Origin of the sequence: Rhodobacter ferrooxidans (assembly GCF_000176015.1) — a bacterium.
Classification (GTDB): domain Bacteria; phylum Pseudomonadota; class Alphaproteobacteria; order Rhodobacterales; family Rhodobacteraceae; genus Pseudorhodobacter_B; species Pseudorhodobacter_B ferrooxidans.
Window position 1 is genome coordinate 297,565 of record NZ_ACYY01000001.1, and the last position, 15,366, is coordinate 312,930.

Genomic DNA, 15,366 nt, shown 5'->3' on the forward strand with positions numbered 1-15,366 from the left:
TCAGACTTTCACTACGGGGTCGGCATAGGTGTCGGGTGCGGCCGGATCGAACAGATCATGCGTCCAGAACAGGGTCAGCAGCGGCTTGTCACCGACATTGGTGATATTGTGGGTGTGCAGCGTTGGCATGTCCACCGGGGCGGGCGTATCGCCGCTGACCCGGTATTCCCAGACCGGAGCGTGCAGCACGCGGCGGATGCGAATGACCGCTTCGCCCTCCAGCACCAGAAAACGTTCGACCTTGTTCAGGTGGAAGTGGTCGCCGCGGGTCACGCCCGGTTTGGTCCAGCTGAGGAAGGTCTGGCCACCGCCACCACCCTTCACCGCCTCGAACAGCGTGCCGCGCGGATCGGTGTTGAGGCTGAGCGGCCGCGGAAAACCCGACGGGTAAAGTGCGGCGCGATAGCTGTTGAACAATGCCAGATCAAAGGGATCGCCCAGATCGGGAAAGATGTTGGCGCGGTAGTCGCGGTGAAACCCGCTCAGCATATCCAGCAGGTCCGGCACGCCGGTCGGGTGCGGCACCGGGCACAGCTCGCCGGTCGTGCCATTGAGAACGGCGGCAATGGCGGCTTCCGCCGCAGCACCCGCATGCAGCAACGCCACCCGACCATCGGGGTTCACCTGCGGTCGCTGACCCGCGATGACTGCATCAATGAAGGTCGCCGTCACATTGTTGTAGTGCGGCCTGGCACACTCACCGAAAATGTGCGGCAAGATCAGATTGGTATATCGACCTTTCGTCTGCGCCAGAATCTCGTGCGCCCGCCTTTTCGATCGCCCATAGGGGGTGTCCAGCGTCGCATGGGTCGAGTTCGCATAGACGATATGCGGACTGGCATCCACATCCTGGCAAGCACGCAAAAGCGTGTCGGCAATCGCCGGGTTTCCACTTTCGACATCGGCATCCGAGGCGCGGTTGACACCGGCAAAATGCAACACCGCATCCGCACCGCGCAGCGCGTCCCGGCGCTGATGCGGATCGTCCAGCCCCGCATGATCAAGCGCAACCAGATCAAAGGGCTGCGTCTCGCCCTTGAACCGCGCCGCGCAATTGCGGGCATGCAGCCGCACGGCCGCGTGCCAGCCGATCAACCCTGCGGCTCCGGTAATGACGATCTTCATTGGGCTTTCTGGCCCCAGGATTCGACTTCCACGCGTACTTCTGGCAACGACATCAGCAACTCCTTGATGGCCGAGACGTCAAGCCGGAGGGTATTGTGCGAATGATAATCTTCGTGCCGGGCAGCCGCGCGGTCACCCTCGGTGAAATAAGCCTTATAGTTCAAGTCCCGCTCATCCATGCGAATTCGGTAATAATCGCCCATGTCCTCACTTTGCGCCAATTCCTGAGCACTGGCCAGAGTTTCATACAACTTTTCGGCGTGACGCCAGCCGATGACTTCTACCGGATATTCTGGAACGCCCATCAACTCTTTCAACGCGACCACCAAATCAGCAATCGTCGAAGCCGGCGCCTTGCGAATGAAAAGATCACCCTGGCGGGCGTGATTGAAGGCATGATGAACCAAAGCCACGGAATCCCGCAGCGGCATCAGAAACCGCGTCATGGCAGGTTCTGTGATCGTCACAGGCCTGCCGCTTTTGATCTGTCGGATGAACAGCGGGATAGCCGAGCCGCGTGAATACATCACGTTGCCATAACGAACCATCGAGATCGTGGTCCTAGCGTCCGGACTTAAGCTGCGCGCCATTGACAGCGCAACTTTCTCCATCATCGCCTTGGAAATACCCATCGCATTGATCGGGAAAACCGCCTTGTCAGTCGAAAGGCAAACCACACTTCGCACACCGGCAGCCACCGACGCACGCAGCACATTTTCGGACCCGATCACATTGGTTCGCAATGCCTCCATTGGGAAGAATTCGCACGAGGGAACCTGTTTCAAGGCCGCGGCATGAAACACACAATCAACGCCATCGACGGCACGGTCCACACTGTCGCGATCCCGTATATCTCCGATAAAGAATTTTACCCGCGGATCCCGAAGCTCGTTGCGCAGCGCATCCTGTTTTTCCTCATCCCGGCTTAAAACTCGAACTTCGGTCACTTGCGTCGCCAACAAATCACGCAGCATCGTCTTTCCGAAGGAACCGGTTCCTCCGGTAATTAGCACCGATTCCATATCCATCATCCCGCCAGAGCCCCCTTTTTTTCCAAACCACGCAGAAAATTCAATTCATGACGTTCGGCAATCGCTCACGCTCTGGTCTGGCGCCCTATTTCCGCAATCCGTTCACACAGACGATCAACCTGCACATCAAAAACCGGAAACTGATCGTCAAAGGACGCAAGATTTTCTTGCGCATTGGCGATCAATTCGGGCTCACGCACCAGGCGCACCACAAGATCGGTCAAAGCCCCGACATCTCCATACGGGACCGACCAAGCGGCTCCTGCCTTTACGAACCGGTCTGCCGTTTCAACTTCGGAATTCACAACAAAAGGCTTCCGATAAAAAACACAGTCGCCCCATTTATTCGATTCTGCCATCCGGTTGATCGGGACAGCCGGATCGTAAAATGTCAAAGCGATGTCACTTTCAAGGTACAGCGAAAGGGCCTTTGCCTGCGGCAATTCACCATGGTAAATAACGTCCGGATCACTTAGGTAACACTGAAGCAATTTATCCGGAAGAAAGCCGGCGACATGCATGCAGGCCTTGACACCGTTCCTCCGCAACTCCTGAAGCAAAGCAAGAAGAACCAGTGCACCCCGAGTTTCAACAAGCCAACCATTGACGTAAAGCACAATGTCGGCAGAAACGCGCTTTCCGGCAAGTGCAAAACCCTCATCCAAATCTGCACGACTGGGACTGTTTTTTAGTTCAAACATGTTCTCATTTCTCCATTCATATCTGGAGAACCCAGGAACAATGTGCAGGTCAACCTTGCGCGATGTGTAGAGTTCTAACGATTTCAGAACTCGATTCAGAAATCCGCTCAAACCCAAAACCATCGAAAACCGATCCGCATCGTCAAAGATGACCTTTGACCGCGTCAGTTTCGCCGCAAGACATGCCGGAAAAGCGGACTCCCACCCAAGACAATAAAGTGTTTGTCCGCGGCCAAGAGCAAGAACACGGAAGAACACAACGATGATCCAAAGCGGATACATCGCTCTCGCGCTCTTAGAATTGTGGCCACCGCCGGTCAGGATTATTTTCTCCCGTATCGGAACTCCTTGCCACCGCCATTGCGCCGCTTCTCCCTTAATTCTGTCCCAACCCATAAAATCAACACCGAAGCCGGATTTTTGAAAACCCCGTACGAGTTTTGCCAAGCGTTGACGGCGACGCGGCGCCGGAAGCGGCGCGACAATGGTGATCCTACTGGGCATCTGATCCTCTGAAACGGGAAATCCAATGAATCATTAAGTATCCGAACGCCGTCCTCAGTGTCAAATTCAAAGCAGCACCCCATGCAGCACCGTACTGCGCCTCCATGCCGAAACCGAAAGTCAGGAAAAGATAGAGTGCGGCGGCCAATCCCAAACACAACAATTGGCCCAAGATAAAAGCATCATGCTGCCGAATGGATCCGAAATTGCCCACAAAAGCACTGGGAAGCGTATAGAGAAGGCGAGCCAAACTTCCAAAAGTGAAAGCAAGGACTAAAGATAAATCCGTCGCGCCCATGTCGAAAAATTGCCAAGCAAAGTAACCAAAATTAAATGCCAGAAAGACGCAAACCAAGGAAACACCAACGGCATGCAACCAATACTCACTGAGTTGAAATAAAAACTTCAGCCGATTGTCTCGCACCCACGGCCCTGCTAGGAACCCAAGGAAGCCACCCACTGCTGAAATTGGAAGCACAAAAAAAGTCAAATGCGAAAAATAAGTTGCAACAGCGTGAACGTCACTGAATGTGTTTACCAAAACTATTTCCAGATACTGCGAAAACGCAAGAAGAAGCGACGAAGCGTAAAACCGTAGACCTACACGATATACCTTCCTAACTGAAAAATCCTCTTCCGACTGAACCTGTTGAATGGGAAAAGACAATGCGACGGCAACCGACAACGCTGATACCGAAAACATTGCAATCATTGTTGTGGAAATTGCGTCAATCGGTAAATTAAACGTGCAAACAGAAGCAAAAATTAAAAATGCGCAAAGCTTCCAGACTTGGTCTGACAACTGCGCTAAAACTCGGAAAAGATTAGACCGAAAGTATTGAGTCGCCATCATTGTCAGACTTGCCGATACACCAACGAATGCCATCCAGCGCGCATCTGAATGCTCCGCAAAGCTATCGTATCCAATAGAAAAAATACTCGACAGGATAGGGATTTGAACCAGCGCCATTACAAGAATTCTCTTGGAATATTGACGAAAGCGAATTGCGGATTGATCAAGGCCCATCAAGCACAGAACAGAAAAAATGCCGATAAATGATCTCGTCGTCGCCCAACGTGCGACCTGATCAACGCTGAAAGAGGTTGTTGCTAGAATATCCGCCATCACTAGCGATGCCGTCCCTATCGCGTAGACCGAAAAAGACAATATGATCGAGCGCCTATCCAACTATTCGACGCAGCCTCACTATCCGGGCTGGCACACCTGCAACAATTGCGTAGTCAGGTACATCATTCGTCACTATGGCACCCGCCGCTATGATTGCCCCAACACCGATCTGATTTACTGACGCCAGAATTTTAGCTCCCGATCCAATCCAGGCATCTGAGCCGATCACAAGACGAGAAAACGTAACCTGCTCATCCCGCCAGCTTACAGGGACATTGTCAATTGGATGCTCATGCGTGAAAATCAGTACATTCTCTGAAATTGTCACACGCTCACCAAAATTCAATCCCCCCGAAGTATCGATTAGCGAGCCACGACCGACGTGTAAACCTGCGGAAATGTCCACAGTTGCATGAGGATTAAGGTGCAAAGGCTGAATACGAACAAAAGAATCAACATTAATTGCATTAGTCCGCAGCATGCGATTGAAAACTGTATTGCGAATTCGCCTTAGAGGCCCAATTCCAAGTATTCCATTGTCGCGCGTCAACTTGTATATAAAAATCCAAATGTTCATCGCAGAATGGCCTCCTTTCTATTTCCCCGAATCACAAGTGAAATGGCAATGATAAAAAATGCAGGCAAAAGAAACAAAAAAATCGCTCGAGAAACTAAACCAAGAAACTCAGCGTATAGAAATGCCGTGCTCATGTAAACGCTTAACATTGTAAAGATGCAATCGCTAAGAATGTTTTTAGACGATTGCGCTAAATTTGCTAGATATCGCGTTAACGACACCCAAAAAAGTACTGCCATGATCATCCCTGGGAAACCCCAGTTCATGCGGCCCTCTGTAAGCATTCCTGTCGTTATCGATGTATTTTGGGCCCCGCCAAGAACGTAGGTTCCGGGTGCAATCAAATTTTTAATTTCTGGGCCAGCTCCCCAAGGTTTATTTTCCCAAATTGATCTCGGAATAATACTTACAAATCCAGCGTAATATGTGCTGCCAAGATAATATGGATGCCCATGCTCTAACAGCCATAACAGGTTTTCATCATTTCCAAAGCTTCCATCCAAAAAGGAGTACCATAAACTTGCCAATTGAACTTCGGCATGATCGCCGCCCAAGTTCATGTAACGCTCCTTGGTCAAGCCTCGCCCCAGTGCTATGGCGCTCAAACCGATACACATCATCAAGACGATATTTCTCACACCACGAAGAGAACTATCAATCCTCACTTTCCGGTAGAGAAAGTATACTGATCCGTTGAAAACAAGGGTAATCAGAATCGAATTACGTGAAGACGTTAGACTATAGTAAACGAATATCGAGTACAGCATTACTAAGGATATCGGAATTCCAATCAGGGCCCAGAATCGTCTTTTGTTAAGCCAACCCGCTAGAAATGTCGCAGACCCAAATATCATCAAGTTGCTGAGGTGCTGCGACATGCCGATTTGGTTCGAGTAATAGATTCGGTCGGTAACAAACTCTTCAACGCCAACAGAGTTTGTGAGGGATGAACCAGATTTCGCAGCATAATAAGCTCCGAGAACGAACATCGCCAATCCAGCAAAGATTGCAGCGTTAGAACCTTGACGAAACTCCGGAACGTCAAGAACCGGCTTTTTAAAGTGACGGCTCGGGTGCGCGATAAGGCAAACGAATAGAAATATAAATAAATTAAGAAACGCGTTGTAAAATAGCACAACGCCATCATAGGATTGATCATACCGGAATTTCGGAATCGAAATTTTTACAAGAGGCGTAATTGCGTGAATTAGGAAAAAGTAAATCGAAAACCAAAACAGTGGTATACGCGGAATTGCTATCGTTCCATATATAATGACAAGCCGAATCGCCACTGATACCGACAGGACTCCGGTCACACTTAATACTAGTATGGTCAATGAGTTCATTCTAGGCTAACCCACTGGAGATTGCCAAAGACCGGCGAAGTCAAGGACCATTCCAAATTTTGGACGTCTCGTTCGAAACACCGAATGCGCGACCAAAAGAACCTTCAGATCAGCGTTTTCCGCTTCGTCCATTGAAACCAATCTTGCTCCCGCAAGATTATCTGGCAATGATTTCAGATTCGGTTCGACTGCCAGAACACACAGGTTATCGGCGAGCGAAAGCATGCTTTCTACAATTCGCTTCGCGGGGCTTTCTCTCAAATCATCGATGTCCGGCTTAAACGTCAGTCCGTAAAAGGCCACTGTAATAAACATTTGAGGGCCCTCAGGATTGAGCGACCGATATTCTTTGATACCATCTAGGATTTTTTTTACTACCCAAGCGGGCTTGGCGTCATTCACTTCTCTGGCTGATCGTATGAGTTTTGCTTCCTCTGGAGCGGAATGGACGATAAACCATGGATCAACTGCGATACAATGCCCACCAACTCCTGGACCGGGTTGCAGCACATTTACTCTTGGATGCCGGTTTGCCACTCCAATGAGCTCCCAAACGTCGATTCCAAGTCGATCGCACACCACGGACAGTTCATTTGCGAAAGCGATGTTCACATCACGGAAACTATTTTCCGTAAGTTTTGCCATCTCCGCCAAACGTGGCGACGAGCAAATTGCACATTCACCTTCAACAAAAACCCTGTAAAGTGATGCGGCCAATTCTGAACAAGATCGAGTCATTCCGCCAATTACACGATCATTTGAGATAAGTTCGTGCATGACCTTGCCAGGCAAAACACGCTCGGGGCAATGTGCTATACGAATGTCAGAAGATTCCCCATGCGTTTGAGGGAAGGTCAGATCGGGTCGTTCTTCTGCAAGCCATTCCGCCATCAACTCGGTTGCGCCGACGGGCGAGGTGGATTCAAGAATAACTAAGTTCCCTTTTTCTAATACTGGCGCAATTGATCTCGCTGCCGCTTCGACATAATTCAGATCAGGGTCGAAATTTGCGCCCTTGAACGGGGTGGGAACGGCTATAAGGAATGCTTCCGCGCGCTCAGGTTTTGTGGTTGCCCGCAGGAATCCTTGCTGAACAGCGGCGTGAACTGCAACATCCAGGTCGGGCTCGACAATATGGATACGTCCCAGGTTGATCGTTTTGACAGTGTGTGGGTTTACATCCACGCCGACGACACGGATTCTGCGCGATGCGAACATCGCTGCTGTGGGCAGGCCGATATATCCCAGACCAATTACGGAGATGGTATTGAATGTTGTGTGCTGCATCGTTCTTTTCGTCAAGGTTTCACCTGTTATCCTGTAACCAGAGGCGGATCGCATGAACGATCCGCGCGGCGGCCTTGCCATCACCGTATGGGTTATGAGCGATACTCATCGCTCGATAAGCGGAATCATCATCCAGAAGGCGATTGACCTCCGCCACAATGCACTTTGTATCTGTTCCAACAAGACGAACGGTGCCTGCTGAAACGGCTTCAGGACGTTCGGTGGTTTCGCGCATCACGAGCACCGGTTTTCCAAGCGACGGAGCTTCTTCCTGAACCCCCCCGGAATCAGTCAAAACGATGTTGGCTCGCAACATAAGATATACAAAGGGTAGGTAGTCTTGTGGCGGAACGAGTCTTATATTAGAAATTTTACTTAGCTTATCTTCAATTGGCCCTCTAACATTGGGATTTAAATGGACAGGAAACACGATCTCGACATCATCACGGCGTGAAATTTGCTGAAGCGCTTCGCAAATCCGATCAAATCCGCCTCCGAAACTTTCGCGACGGTGCCCCGTAACGAGGATAATTTTCTTGGACGGGTGCAGTTTGAACAGATCCTGAAACCTTGACATCGTAGCGTCGTCGGTTTTCAACCGACTACTCACATCCATAAGTGCATCAATTACGGAATTTCCGGTTACAAATATTTTACTCTCCGGCACGGCCTCGGCGATAAGATTGCTTTTGGCGCGCGAAGTGGGGGCAAAATGCAATTCAGCTATTGCGCTTGTGACCTTGCGATTTACCTCTTCAGGCCAGGGAGAGTAGATATTTCCCGTACGCAAGCCAGCCTCGACATGACCGACGGGTATCTTTTGGTAATAAGCCGCCAGAGAGGCGGATAATGTTGTCGTGGTATCGCCGTGGACGAGCATCAAATGCGGTCGGAAATCAGCCAGAACCGGCTTCAATCCAGCCAATACGCCTGATGTAATATCATTCAGGTCCTGATGTGGCTTCATCAGGTTCAGATCGAAGTCCGGATGGATCGAGAACAGTGTAAGAACCTGATCCAGCATTTCACGATGCTGCGCCGTGACGCAAACCCTTGAATCTATATCACCGGCTTCAGAAAGTGCATTGACTACTGGCGCCATCTTTATCGCTTCGGGGCGAGTTCCAAACACCGACAGAACACGAAACCTTTCAATCATGCACGTCCTTTCCCGAGGACTTTCTGCCAAGACACCGCCACGATGCGGCTCTTGAAAAGTGGGGCCGGCGAATGGCTGTTTGGGGCGACGCGGTTTTGTCTTGATAGATCGGGATTCAACTGGAAACATTGGCCATTCGAGTAGCGGTCGGTCCAGCGACGCGTTGTTGCCGCGCGTGGCAACGTCACCGCGGCCAGGGATGACCGAGTGATCCCCGTGGCCTGACCCGGCTCGCATGCATCGAAATGCATGGTCAAGCTACGCAAGCGCTGGCGTGACCGACGCTTGCTCAAGGTTTCCCAACCACACGCGACCCGCAGCGTCGGAGCATGAGTGCCTGCCATCGTACTCATTTTGAACTGCCCCTTCGGATCGTCACGACGATACAATTTGTAGGGCTATATCGCACGAGCGCCACATCCTCAAGTGACCTTGCGGCGAAGTGGACGTTCCGCCCGCATCAACGAACGGTGGCACCTTGGATATGAAAGGCCACGAGCAGCGCCACAGCCTGCCGCAGCTTCGACCTTCGGTTGCCAGTTCATTGGCAAGCTTGCGAGCACATCAACCCTGCGAAGGGTGGTTCCACGACGACGGTCCCGATCAAGGGGGCATCGGCAAGGCCATCCGGGCACGGGCATGCTGCTGCTTGTGGGGTCAGGTCAACCGGCGATCAGCACTTCGATGCCGCGGCGGGCGAATTCCTTGGCATCGGCATCGGAAATCCCGTCATCGGTGATGAAGGAATGGATCACATCCAGCGACCCCAGCCGGGTGAACGAGGATTTGTTGATCTTCGAGGAATCCGCCACCAGATAGACGTGGCTGGCGGCCTTGATCATCGCCTCTTTCAGTTGCAGGTCGGCAAAACTGGGGTAGGTCAGCCCCGCATCCAGCGCCACGCCTGCGGTGGCCAGAAACAGCTTGCCGGCAAAGATGTTGCGGAAATATTCCACCGACTTGTCACCCGACAGCGACAAGGTCGGCGCCTTGAACTGACCACCCGGCATATGCACGGCAAAGCCCGGCACCGCGCCCAGGATCACCGCGATGTTCAGCGCGTTGGTGATGATGGTCAGGTTGCGCCGACCCACCAGCCGGGTGGCAATCTCGGTGGTGGTGGTGCCCGCATCCAGGATCAGCGTCTCGCCATCCTTCACCAGACTGGCCGCAAGCGCGCCGATCTTGCGCTTTTTGTCCATGTTTTCCTGATGGTGCAGCGTCATGGTGCCGACCTGCGCCGGAACCGAGTTCAGAAACGCCCCGCCATGTTCGCGGGTAATGACGCCGTCCTGCTCCAGTCGCTCCAGATCCTGGCGGATGGTGGCTTCGGATACCTTGAACGCCAGTGCCAGATCGCGCACCCGCGCGGCACCTTCTTCCTGAATCCAGTCCAGAATCCGCCGCCTGCGCGGTTCGGACAGCAGCCCGATCCGGCTGACATCACGCTCTGGTCCGGTCGGTTTGTTCACAGGGCGGCTCCGCTTTTGACGCCTGAAGGCGGGATCATGCGGTTTACGGTTAGACGCAAACACGAAACGGTGCAACGAGGCTTAACGGGCCGCCTCTTGCGCCAGCGCGACGCGCGCCTGCAACCGGCTTTGCGCCTGGTCGATCACCACCGCAACGATGATGACGATGCCCTTGATCACGGTCTGCCAGAAGCTTGACACCCCCATCATCACCAGCCCGTCCGACAGGATGCCGATCACGAAGGCGCCGACGATGGTGCCGCCGATCCGCCCGCGCCCGCCCGACATCGAGGTGCCGCCCAGCACCGCCGCGGCAATGGCGTTCAGCTCGAATGTCTCGCCGGTGGCGGGGTGGCTGGCCTGCAACTGGCTGGCGATGATCAGCCCGACAATGGCGGCACAGAACCCCGAGAACATGTAGACGAACATCTTGATGCGGTTGACCTTGACGCCGGAAAGCGCCGCGCCGCGTTCGTTGCCGCCCACCGCATAGATATGCCGCCCCAAGGGTGTTCGGCGCGAGATGTAATGCGCCGCCAGCCCCACCACGACCAGCATCCAGATCATCAGCGGCAGGCCCAGAAAATGCCCCGCCCCCAGCAACGGAAAGCTTTGGGTGCCATAGTCGGGGTTGCCGCTCAGGTTGGGAAAGGTGCGCCCGCCCGACGACAGCAACGCCGCCCCGCGCGCGATATACAGCGTGCCCAGCGTGGCGATGAACGGCGCGACGTTCAGCCTTGTGATCAGCAAGCCGTTGATGAACCCCACCGCCACGCCGACCAGCACGACGATCCCGACGATCTCGTAAGTGTTGAACCAGACGGCCCAGCCGAACCCCGGATCGACGCCATTCAGCACCAGCCAGCCCGCCACCATGGCGCACAGCCCGACGATGGAACCCACCGACAGATCAATCCCGCCGGTGATGATCACAAAGGTCATGCCGATCGCCAGAAACGCATTCAGCGCCACATGTTTCGACACGATCACCGCATTGGCCGCCGACAGGAAATTCGGCGCGGCAAAGGAAAAGAACCCCAGCACCAGGATCAGCGCCACAAAGGTGCGCAGGTTCAACAGCAGCAACAGCCAGTTGGCTCGGTGGGTCGGCGCGGTCATGCTGCGGCTTCCTTGGTTTTGTGCGGGGTTGCGGCCGAGATCACGGCGGCGGGGTCGGCGTTTCCGGCAAATTCTCCGGTCAGGCGACCATTGGCCATCACCAGAATCCGGTCCGACAGCGCGCGCACCTCATCCAGATCCGAGGTGACGAACAGGATGCCCAGACCATCGGCGGCCAGACGCCGCATGGTGCGGAACACTTCGGCCTTGGCGCCGATGTCAATCCCGCGCGAGGGTTCGTCCATCAGCAGCACCTTCGGCCCGGTCATCAGCGCCTTGCCGATCACCACCTTCTGCTGGTTGCCGCCCGACAGGCTGGAGACCGCGTTTTCCGGGCTGGCCACCTTGATGGTCAGACGGCGGATGAACTCTGCTGCCCCCGCCGCCTCGGCCTTCAGGTTCAGATGGAAGACCCTGGTGAAATGCGACAGCGCCGAAAGCGTCAGGTTTTCGCGGATCGCCATGCCCTGCACCAGCCCGTCGCGCTTGCGATCTTCGGGGATCAGCGCCAGGCCCCGGGCAATCCTTCCTGCCACATCGCGTTCGGTCAGCGGACGGCCTTCAACGAAAAACTGGCCGCGGCAATGCGGGTGCTGCGCCATGATACATTCCAGAAACTCGGTGCGGCCAGCACCCATCAACCCGTAAAGCCCGACAATCTCGCCCGCGCGCACCGACAGCGACAGGTGATCGACGGTGAAACCACCGCCCAGCCGCGGCAGACAGATATCCTCGGCGCGGAACACTTCGTCACCGAAACTGGCCACTTCGGTGCGCGGAAACTCCTTCGAACCTTCACCGATCATCGTGCGCACGATCCAGGGAATATCCACCCCGTCCATCGCCCGCGCCCCGGTGATCGCGCCATCGCGCAGCACGGTGATATAGTCGCCCACCCGGATCAGTTCGTCCAGCCGGTGGCTGATATAGACGATGCCGACGCCCTGCGCCTTCAGGTCGGCGATGATGCGAAACAGCACCTCGACCTCGGACACCGACAGCGCCGAGGTGGGTTCATCAAGGATCAGAATACGGGCGTCCTGCGCCAGCGCCTTGGCGATCTCGACAATCTGCTGCTGGCCGATGCGCAGGGTGCCAAGGTCGGCATCGGGGTCGATGTCCTGCTCCAGCCGCCGCATCAAGGCCCGCGCCGCCACCCGCTGCGCACCCGCGTCGATGTCGATGCCCGCCCGCACCGGCTCGCGGGCGATGAAGATGTTTTCGGCAACGCTGAGGTTGGGAAACAGGTTCAGCTCCTGAAACACGATGCCGATGCCCTGCGCCACCGCATCGGATTTCGAGCGGAAATGCACTTCGCGCCCTGCCATCTCGATCCGGCCTTCGGTCAGTTCCTCGACCCCGGCGATGATCTTCATCAGGGTGGATTTGCCCGCCCCATTCTCGCCCACCAGCACGTTGACCGCCCCCATCCGCAGATCGAAATCCACCGATTTCAGCGCCCGGGTGCCGGGATAGACCTTGGTGCCGCCGCGAATGGTCAGACCGATGGGATGCGCCTCGGTCATGGCGCGACCGTCACGCTGACGGCGGTGACAACCCAAGCGTCCTTGGCCGATTTCAGCGGCACCACGCCGGTAAATTCCAGGGTCTTGCCGACCAGATCGCCCTCGGGCACCACCAGTGCGGCACTCAGCTTGTCGTTGATGGCGCGGGCCAGTTCGGCAAATTCGATCTGGTCGCGGAAATCGCCGAAATCGTAGAACGGCGCCACATCGCGCAGCGCCGTGCCCTTGATCACCGGTCCAAGTTGCAGCGTCAGATCCGCCGCCCCGTCACCATCGCTGTCCAGTTCCGCCTTGCGGGCCCGGCTGGTCAGATTGGCGGCGATCACTTTGCCGCTGCCCTTGACGGCAAAGTTCCAGGCCGCCCCCTCGCCCGCGCCACGGTTGCCATGGGTCTTGCCCGCGGCATCCAGCCCGGACGCAATAGCCGTGCGCAGGCTGGCCACGTCACTGGACTTTTCGGCGATCAGTGGCAAAAGCTGGCTGGCAAAGGTCTGCTCGGCCAGGGCAGCAATCGGGTCCACCGCCACGGCATCGCTGTCGGCAGCGGTCTTGACGATCTTACAGGCAGGCAGGGCCAGTGCTGTCACAAGGCAAAGGGCTGCGGAAATCCGGGGCATGGGGTCATCCAGCGTAAAGCCCGGCGCGCCCGCAAAAGGGACGCGCCGGGACGGGAAACGATCAGATCACTGCGCCAGCGCGAAGGTTTCCAGCTTGGCCGCGTTGTCGGCATTGATGAGCGCGCAATCCATCAGTTGCTTTTCATCAACCCCGGTCGCGCCGGTCTTGATGAAGGCATCGGCCTGCGCCACCGCCATCTGCGCCTGCGCATAGGCCGGTTGCAGCACGGTCGCCTTGATGCCGCCCTTCAGGATCGAGTCGCGCACGTCGTTCGAGCCGTCAAAGCCCACAACCACCACATCGGTGCGGCCCGCGGCCTCCAGTGCTGCATAGGCGCCCATCGCCATGGTGTCGTTGCCCGAAATCACGCCCTTCAGCCCCGGATTGGCCTGCAGCATCGATTCCATCACCGTATAGGCCTCGGTCTGCGACCAGTTGGCGGTTTGCTGCGCCACCAGTTTCAGGTCGGGATACTGGTCGATCACGTCATGATAGCCGCTGGAGCGGATGCCGGCGTTGGTGTCGGATTCCTTGCCCAGCAGCTCGGCATACTCGCCCTTCTCGCCCATCAGTTTCACAAACTCCTCGGCGCCCAGTTGCGCGCCCTGATAGTTGTTGGAAACGATCTGGCTGACCGCCACGCCGGTCGCGGTGATCTCGCGGTCGATCAGGAAGCTGGGGATGCCCGCATCCTTGGCCTTCTGCACCGCCGCCACCGAGGCATCGGCCCCGGCATTGTCGAGGATGATCGCCTTGACGCCCGCGGCAATCGCGCTGTCAAACAGTTCCGATTGCTTGTTGGCATCGTCGTCATGCACCAGCACCAGCACTTCATAGCCCAGCTCGGCGGCCTTGGCGGCGGCACCGTCGGCCTCGGCCTTGAAGAACGGGTTGTCGTGGCTGGGGGTGATGATCGCAATGGTATCGGCAGCGGCAGACATCGAGGGCAGCGCGCCCAAAGACGCCATGGCCACGACCGACAGCAGCAGGCGGCGTTTGAAGTTCATAGGATCCTCCCTTTCGAATAGGCACGGAATTGTGCCGTTCTTGCCGCATAGTTTTGCTGCTCTTTTGCGATTCGCGTCAAATGCTTTCTTTTGCCTTCGGTTTTCTGCGGCTTCGGGTCGCGGTCAGGCGGCCAAGGGCCAATAAACCACTGGACAGGTGCAAACCTCGCCGCCATCCTGTGCAAAAGCCGGTTCCGGTGCCGCCTTGTGTGGCGGTTTCAGTTGCGGCGGCGCAGCGATCTCGCTATAAACAGCATCATTCGAAAGCAATCGAAAAGTTGCCGCGACAACCGGAGGGGATACCATGACGCTGACCATCCGCCGCAAAGTCACGCTGGGGCTTGTCATCGGCAGCCGCGCTTTCTTCAGCCCGGCGCCGTGCAAGGACGCCCGCGATCAGGCACTGGCGCAGATGGCGCGGCTTGGCATCGACGTGGTGACTCTGCCGTTCGAGGCCACCGCCAATGGTGCCGTGCAATCCATCCCCGATGCCGAACTATACGCCCGCCATTTCAAGGCCCATGCCGACCGGATCGACGGTCTGGTGATCTGCCTGCCGAATTTCGGCGACGAGATCGCCATTGCCGAACTGGTCACGCGCGCCCGGCTGAACGTGCCGATCCTGTTGCAGGCCAGCAATGACGAGGTGGACAAGGTCGATGTGAAATCTCGCCGCGACGCCTGGTGCGGCAAGCTGTCGGTGACCAACAACTTCTGGCAATACGGCGTGCCGTTTACGGAAACCACCAACCACACCTGCGATGT

The 15,366-nt window shown here is 55.8% G+C and carries 13 protein-coding genes and 1 pseudogene; 1 reads left to right on the plus strand and 13 read right to left on the minus strand.

The window, feature by feature from the left end; genetic code table 11:
- From RSW2DRAFT_RS01435 to RSW2DRAFT_RS01485, 13 genes are all read right to left on the minus strand, one after another.
- Positions 1-1,125, minus strand: a complete 1,125-nt coding sequence (locus RSW2DRAFT_RS01435) for a polysaccharide biosynthesis C-terminal domain-containing protein (protein ID WP_008027294.1) — start codon at positions 1,123-1,125, stop codon at positions 1-3.
- Complete coding sequence (locus tag RSW2DRAFT_RS01440; RefSeq protein ID WP_008027295.1) at positions 1,122-2,156, minus strand: SDR family NAD(P)-dependent oxidoreductase; 1,035 nt, start codon at positions 2,154-2,156, stop codon at positions 1,122-1,124. The genes RSW2DRAFT_RS01435 and RSW2DRAFT_RS01440 overlap by 4 nt, the downstream gene beginning before the upstream one ends.
- Before the next feature lie 65 nt (positions 2,157-2,221).
- On the minus strand, positions 2,222-3,361 hold the full coding sequence (locus tag RSW2DRAFT_RS17715; RefSeq protein WP_008027296.1) for a glycosyltransferase family protein: 1,140 nt from the start codon (positions 3,359-3,361) through the stop codon (positions 2,222-2,224).
- The gene (locus RSW2DRAFT_RS17720) at positions 3,351-4,487 is read right to left on the minus strand and encodes a hypothetical protein (protein ID WP_156790590.1); all 1,137 of its coding nucleotides are present in this window, start codon (positions 4,485-4,487) and stop codon (positions 3,351-3,353) included. Before RSW2DRAFT_RS17720 ends, RSW2DRAFT_RS17715 begins: the two co-directional genes overlap by 11 nt.
- 55 nt (positions 4,488-4,542) lie before the next feature.
- A complete protein-coding gene (locus tag RSW2DRAFT_RS17725; RefSeq protein WP_156790591.1) occupies positions 4,543-5,067 on the minus strand; it encodes an acyltransferase in 525 nt (174 codons plus the stop codon).
- The gene (locus tag RSW2DRAFT_RS17730; protein WP_008027302.1) at positions 5,064-6,413 is read right to left on the minus strand and encodes a hypothetical protein; all 1,350 of its coding nucleotides are present in this window, start codon (positions 6,411-6,413) and stop codon (positions 5,064-5,066) included. Before RSW2DRAFT_RS17730 ends, RSW2DRAFT_RS17725 begins: the two co-directional genes overlap by 4 nt.
- A 6-nt stretch (positions 6,414-6,419) precedes the next feature.
- Entirely contained in the window at positions 6,420-7,700 is a 1,281-nt protein-coding gene (gene wecC, locus RSW2DRAFT_RS01455) for a UDP-N-acetyl-D-mannosamine dehydrogenase (protein ID WP_040671379.1), read from the minus strand.
- Positions 7,701-7,719: 19 nt separating this feature from the next.
- Positions 7,720-8,859, minus strand: coding sequence for a non-hydrolyzing UDP-N-acetylglucosamine 2-epimerase (gene wecB / locus RSW2DRAFT_RS01460; protein WP_008027305.1), 1,140 nt, complete (start codon positions 8,857-8,859; stop codon positions 7,720-7,722).
- 662 nt (positions 8,860-9,521) lie between these two features.
- Positions 9,522-10,331: a DeoR/GlpR family DNA-binding transcription regulator gene (locus tag RSW2DRAFT_RS01465; protein ID WP_008027308.1), complete on the minus strand. Its 810-nt coding sequence runs from the start codon at positions 10,329-10,331 to the stop codon at positions 9,522-9,524.
- A gap of 81 nt (positions 10,332-10,412) precedes the next feature.
- A complete protein-coding gene (locus RSW2DRAFT_RS01470; protein WP_008027311.1) occupies positions 10,413-11,450 on the minus strand; it encodes an ABC transporter permease in 1,038 nt (345 codons plus the stop codon).
- Positions 11,447-12,976, minus strand: coding sequence for a sugar ABC transporter ATP-binding protein (locus RSW2DRAFT_RS01475; protein WP_008027313.1), 1,530 nt, complete (start codon positions 12,974-12,976; stop codon positions 11,447-11,449). The genes RSW2DRAFT_RS01470 and RSW2DRAFT_RS01475 overlap by 4 nt, the downstream gene beginning before the upstream one ends.
- Complete coding sequence (locus RSW2DRAFT_RS01480) at positions 12,973-13,593, minus strand: DUF2291 family protein (protein WP_008027315.1); 621 nt, start codon at positions 13,591-13,593, stop codon at positions 12,973-12,975. The genes RSW2DRAFT_RS01475 and RSW2DRAFT_RS01480 overlap by 4 nt, the downstream gene beginning before the upstream one ends.
- Before the next feature lie 66 nt (positions 13,594-13,659).
- The gene (locus tag RSW2DRAFT_RS01485; protein ID WP_008027317.1) at positions 13,660-14,601 is read right to left on the minus strand and encodes a D-ribose ABC transporter substrate-binding protein; all 942 of its coding nucleotides are present in this window, start codon (positions 14,599-14,601) and stop codon (positions 13,660-13,662) included.
- 304 nt (positions 14,602-14,905) lie between these two features.
- On the opposite strand from RSW2DRAFT_RS01485, the pseudogene RSW2DRAFT_RS01490 reads away from it, so the two are divergent.
- Positions 14,906-15,366, plus strand: a pseudogene (locus RSW2DRAFT_RS01490) (fucose isomerase); the annotation flags it as partial.

Bases quoted from the DNA above. Each gene is read 5' to 3' on its own strand.
- RSW2DRAFT_RS01475 (WP_008027313.1), bottom strand. From the start codon at position 12,976: ATGACCGAGGCGCATCCCATCGGTCTGACCATTCGCGGCGGCACCAAG.
- RSW2DRAFT_RS01480 (WP_008027315.1), bottom strand. From the start codon at position 13,593: ATGCCCCGGATTTCCGCAGCCCTTTGCCTTGTGACAGCACTGGCCCTG.
- RSW2DRAFT_RS01440 (WP_008027295.1), bottom strand. From the start codon at position 2,156: ATGATGGATATGGAATCGGTGCTAATTACCGGAGGAACCGGTTCCTTC.
- RSW2DRAFT_RS17720 (WP_156790590.1), bottom strand. From the start codon at position 4,487: ATGGCGGATATTCTAGCAACAACCTCTTTCAGCGTTGATCAGGTCGCA.
- RSW2DRAFT_RS17730 (WP_008027302.1), bottom strand. From the start codon at position 6,413: ATGAACTCATTGACCATACTAGTATTAAGTGTGACCGGAGTCCTGTCG.
- RSW2DRAFT_RS17715 (WP_008027296.1), bottom strand. From the start codon at position 3,361: ATGCCCAGTAGGATCACCATTGTCGCGCCGCTTCCGGCGCCGCGTCGC.
- wecB (WP_008027305.1), bottom strand. From the start codon at position 8,859: ATGATTGAAAGGTTTCGTGTTCTGTCGGTGTTTGGAACTCGCCCCGAA.
- RSW2DRAFT_RS01485 (WP_008027317.1), bottom strand. From the start codon at position 14,601: ATGAACTTCAAACGCCGCCTGCTGCTGTCGGTCGTGGCCATGGCGTCT.
- wecC (WP_040671379.1), bottom strand. From the start codon at position 7,700: ATGCAGCACACAACATTCAATACCATCTCCGTAATTGGTCTGGGATAT.
- RSW2DRAFT_RS01470 (WP_008027311.1), bottom strand. From the start codon at position 11,450: ATGACCGCGCCGACCCACCGAGCCAACTGGCTGTTGCTGCTGTTGAAC.
- RSW2DRAFT_RS01435 (WP_008027294.1), bottom strand. From the start codon at position 1,125: ATGAAGATCGTCATTACCGGAGCCGCAGGGTTGATCGGCTGGCACGCG.
- RSW2DRAFT_RS17725 (WP_156790591.1), bottom strand. From the start codon at position 5,067: ATGAACATTTGGATTTTTATATACAAGTTGACGCGCGACAATGGAATA.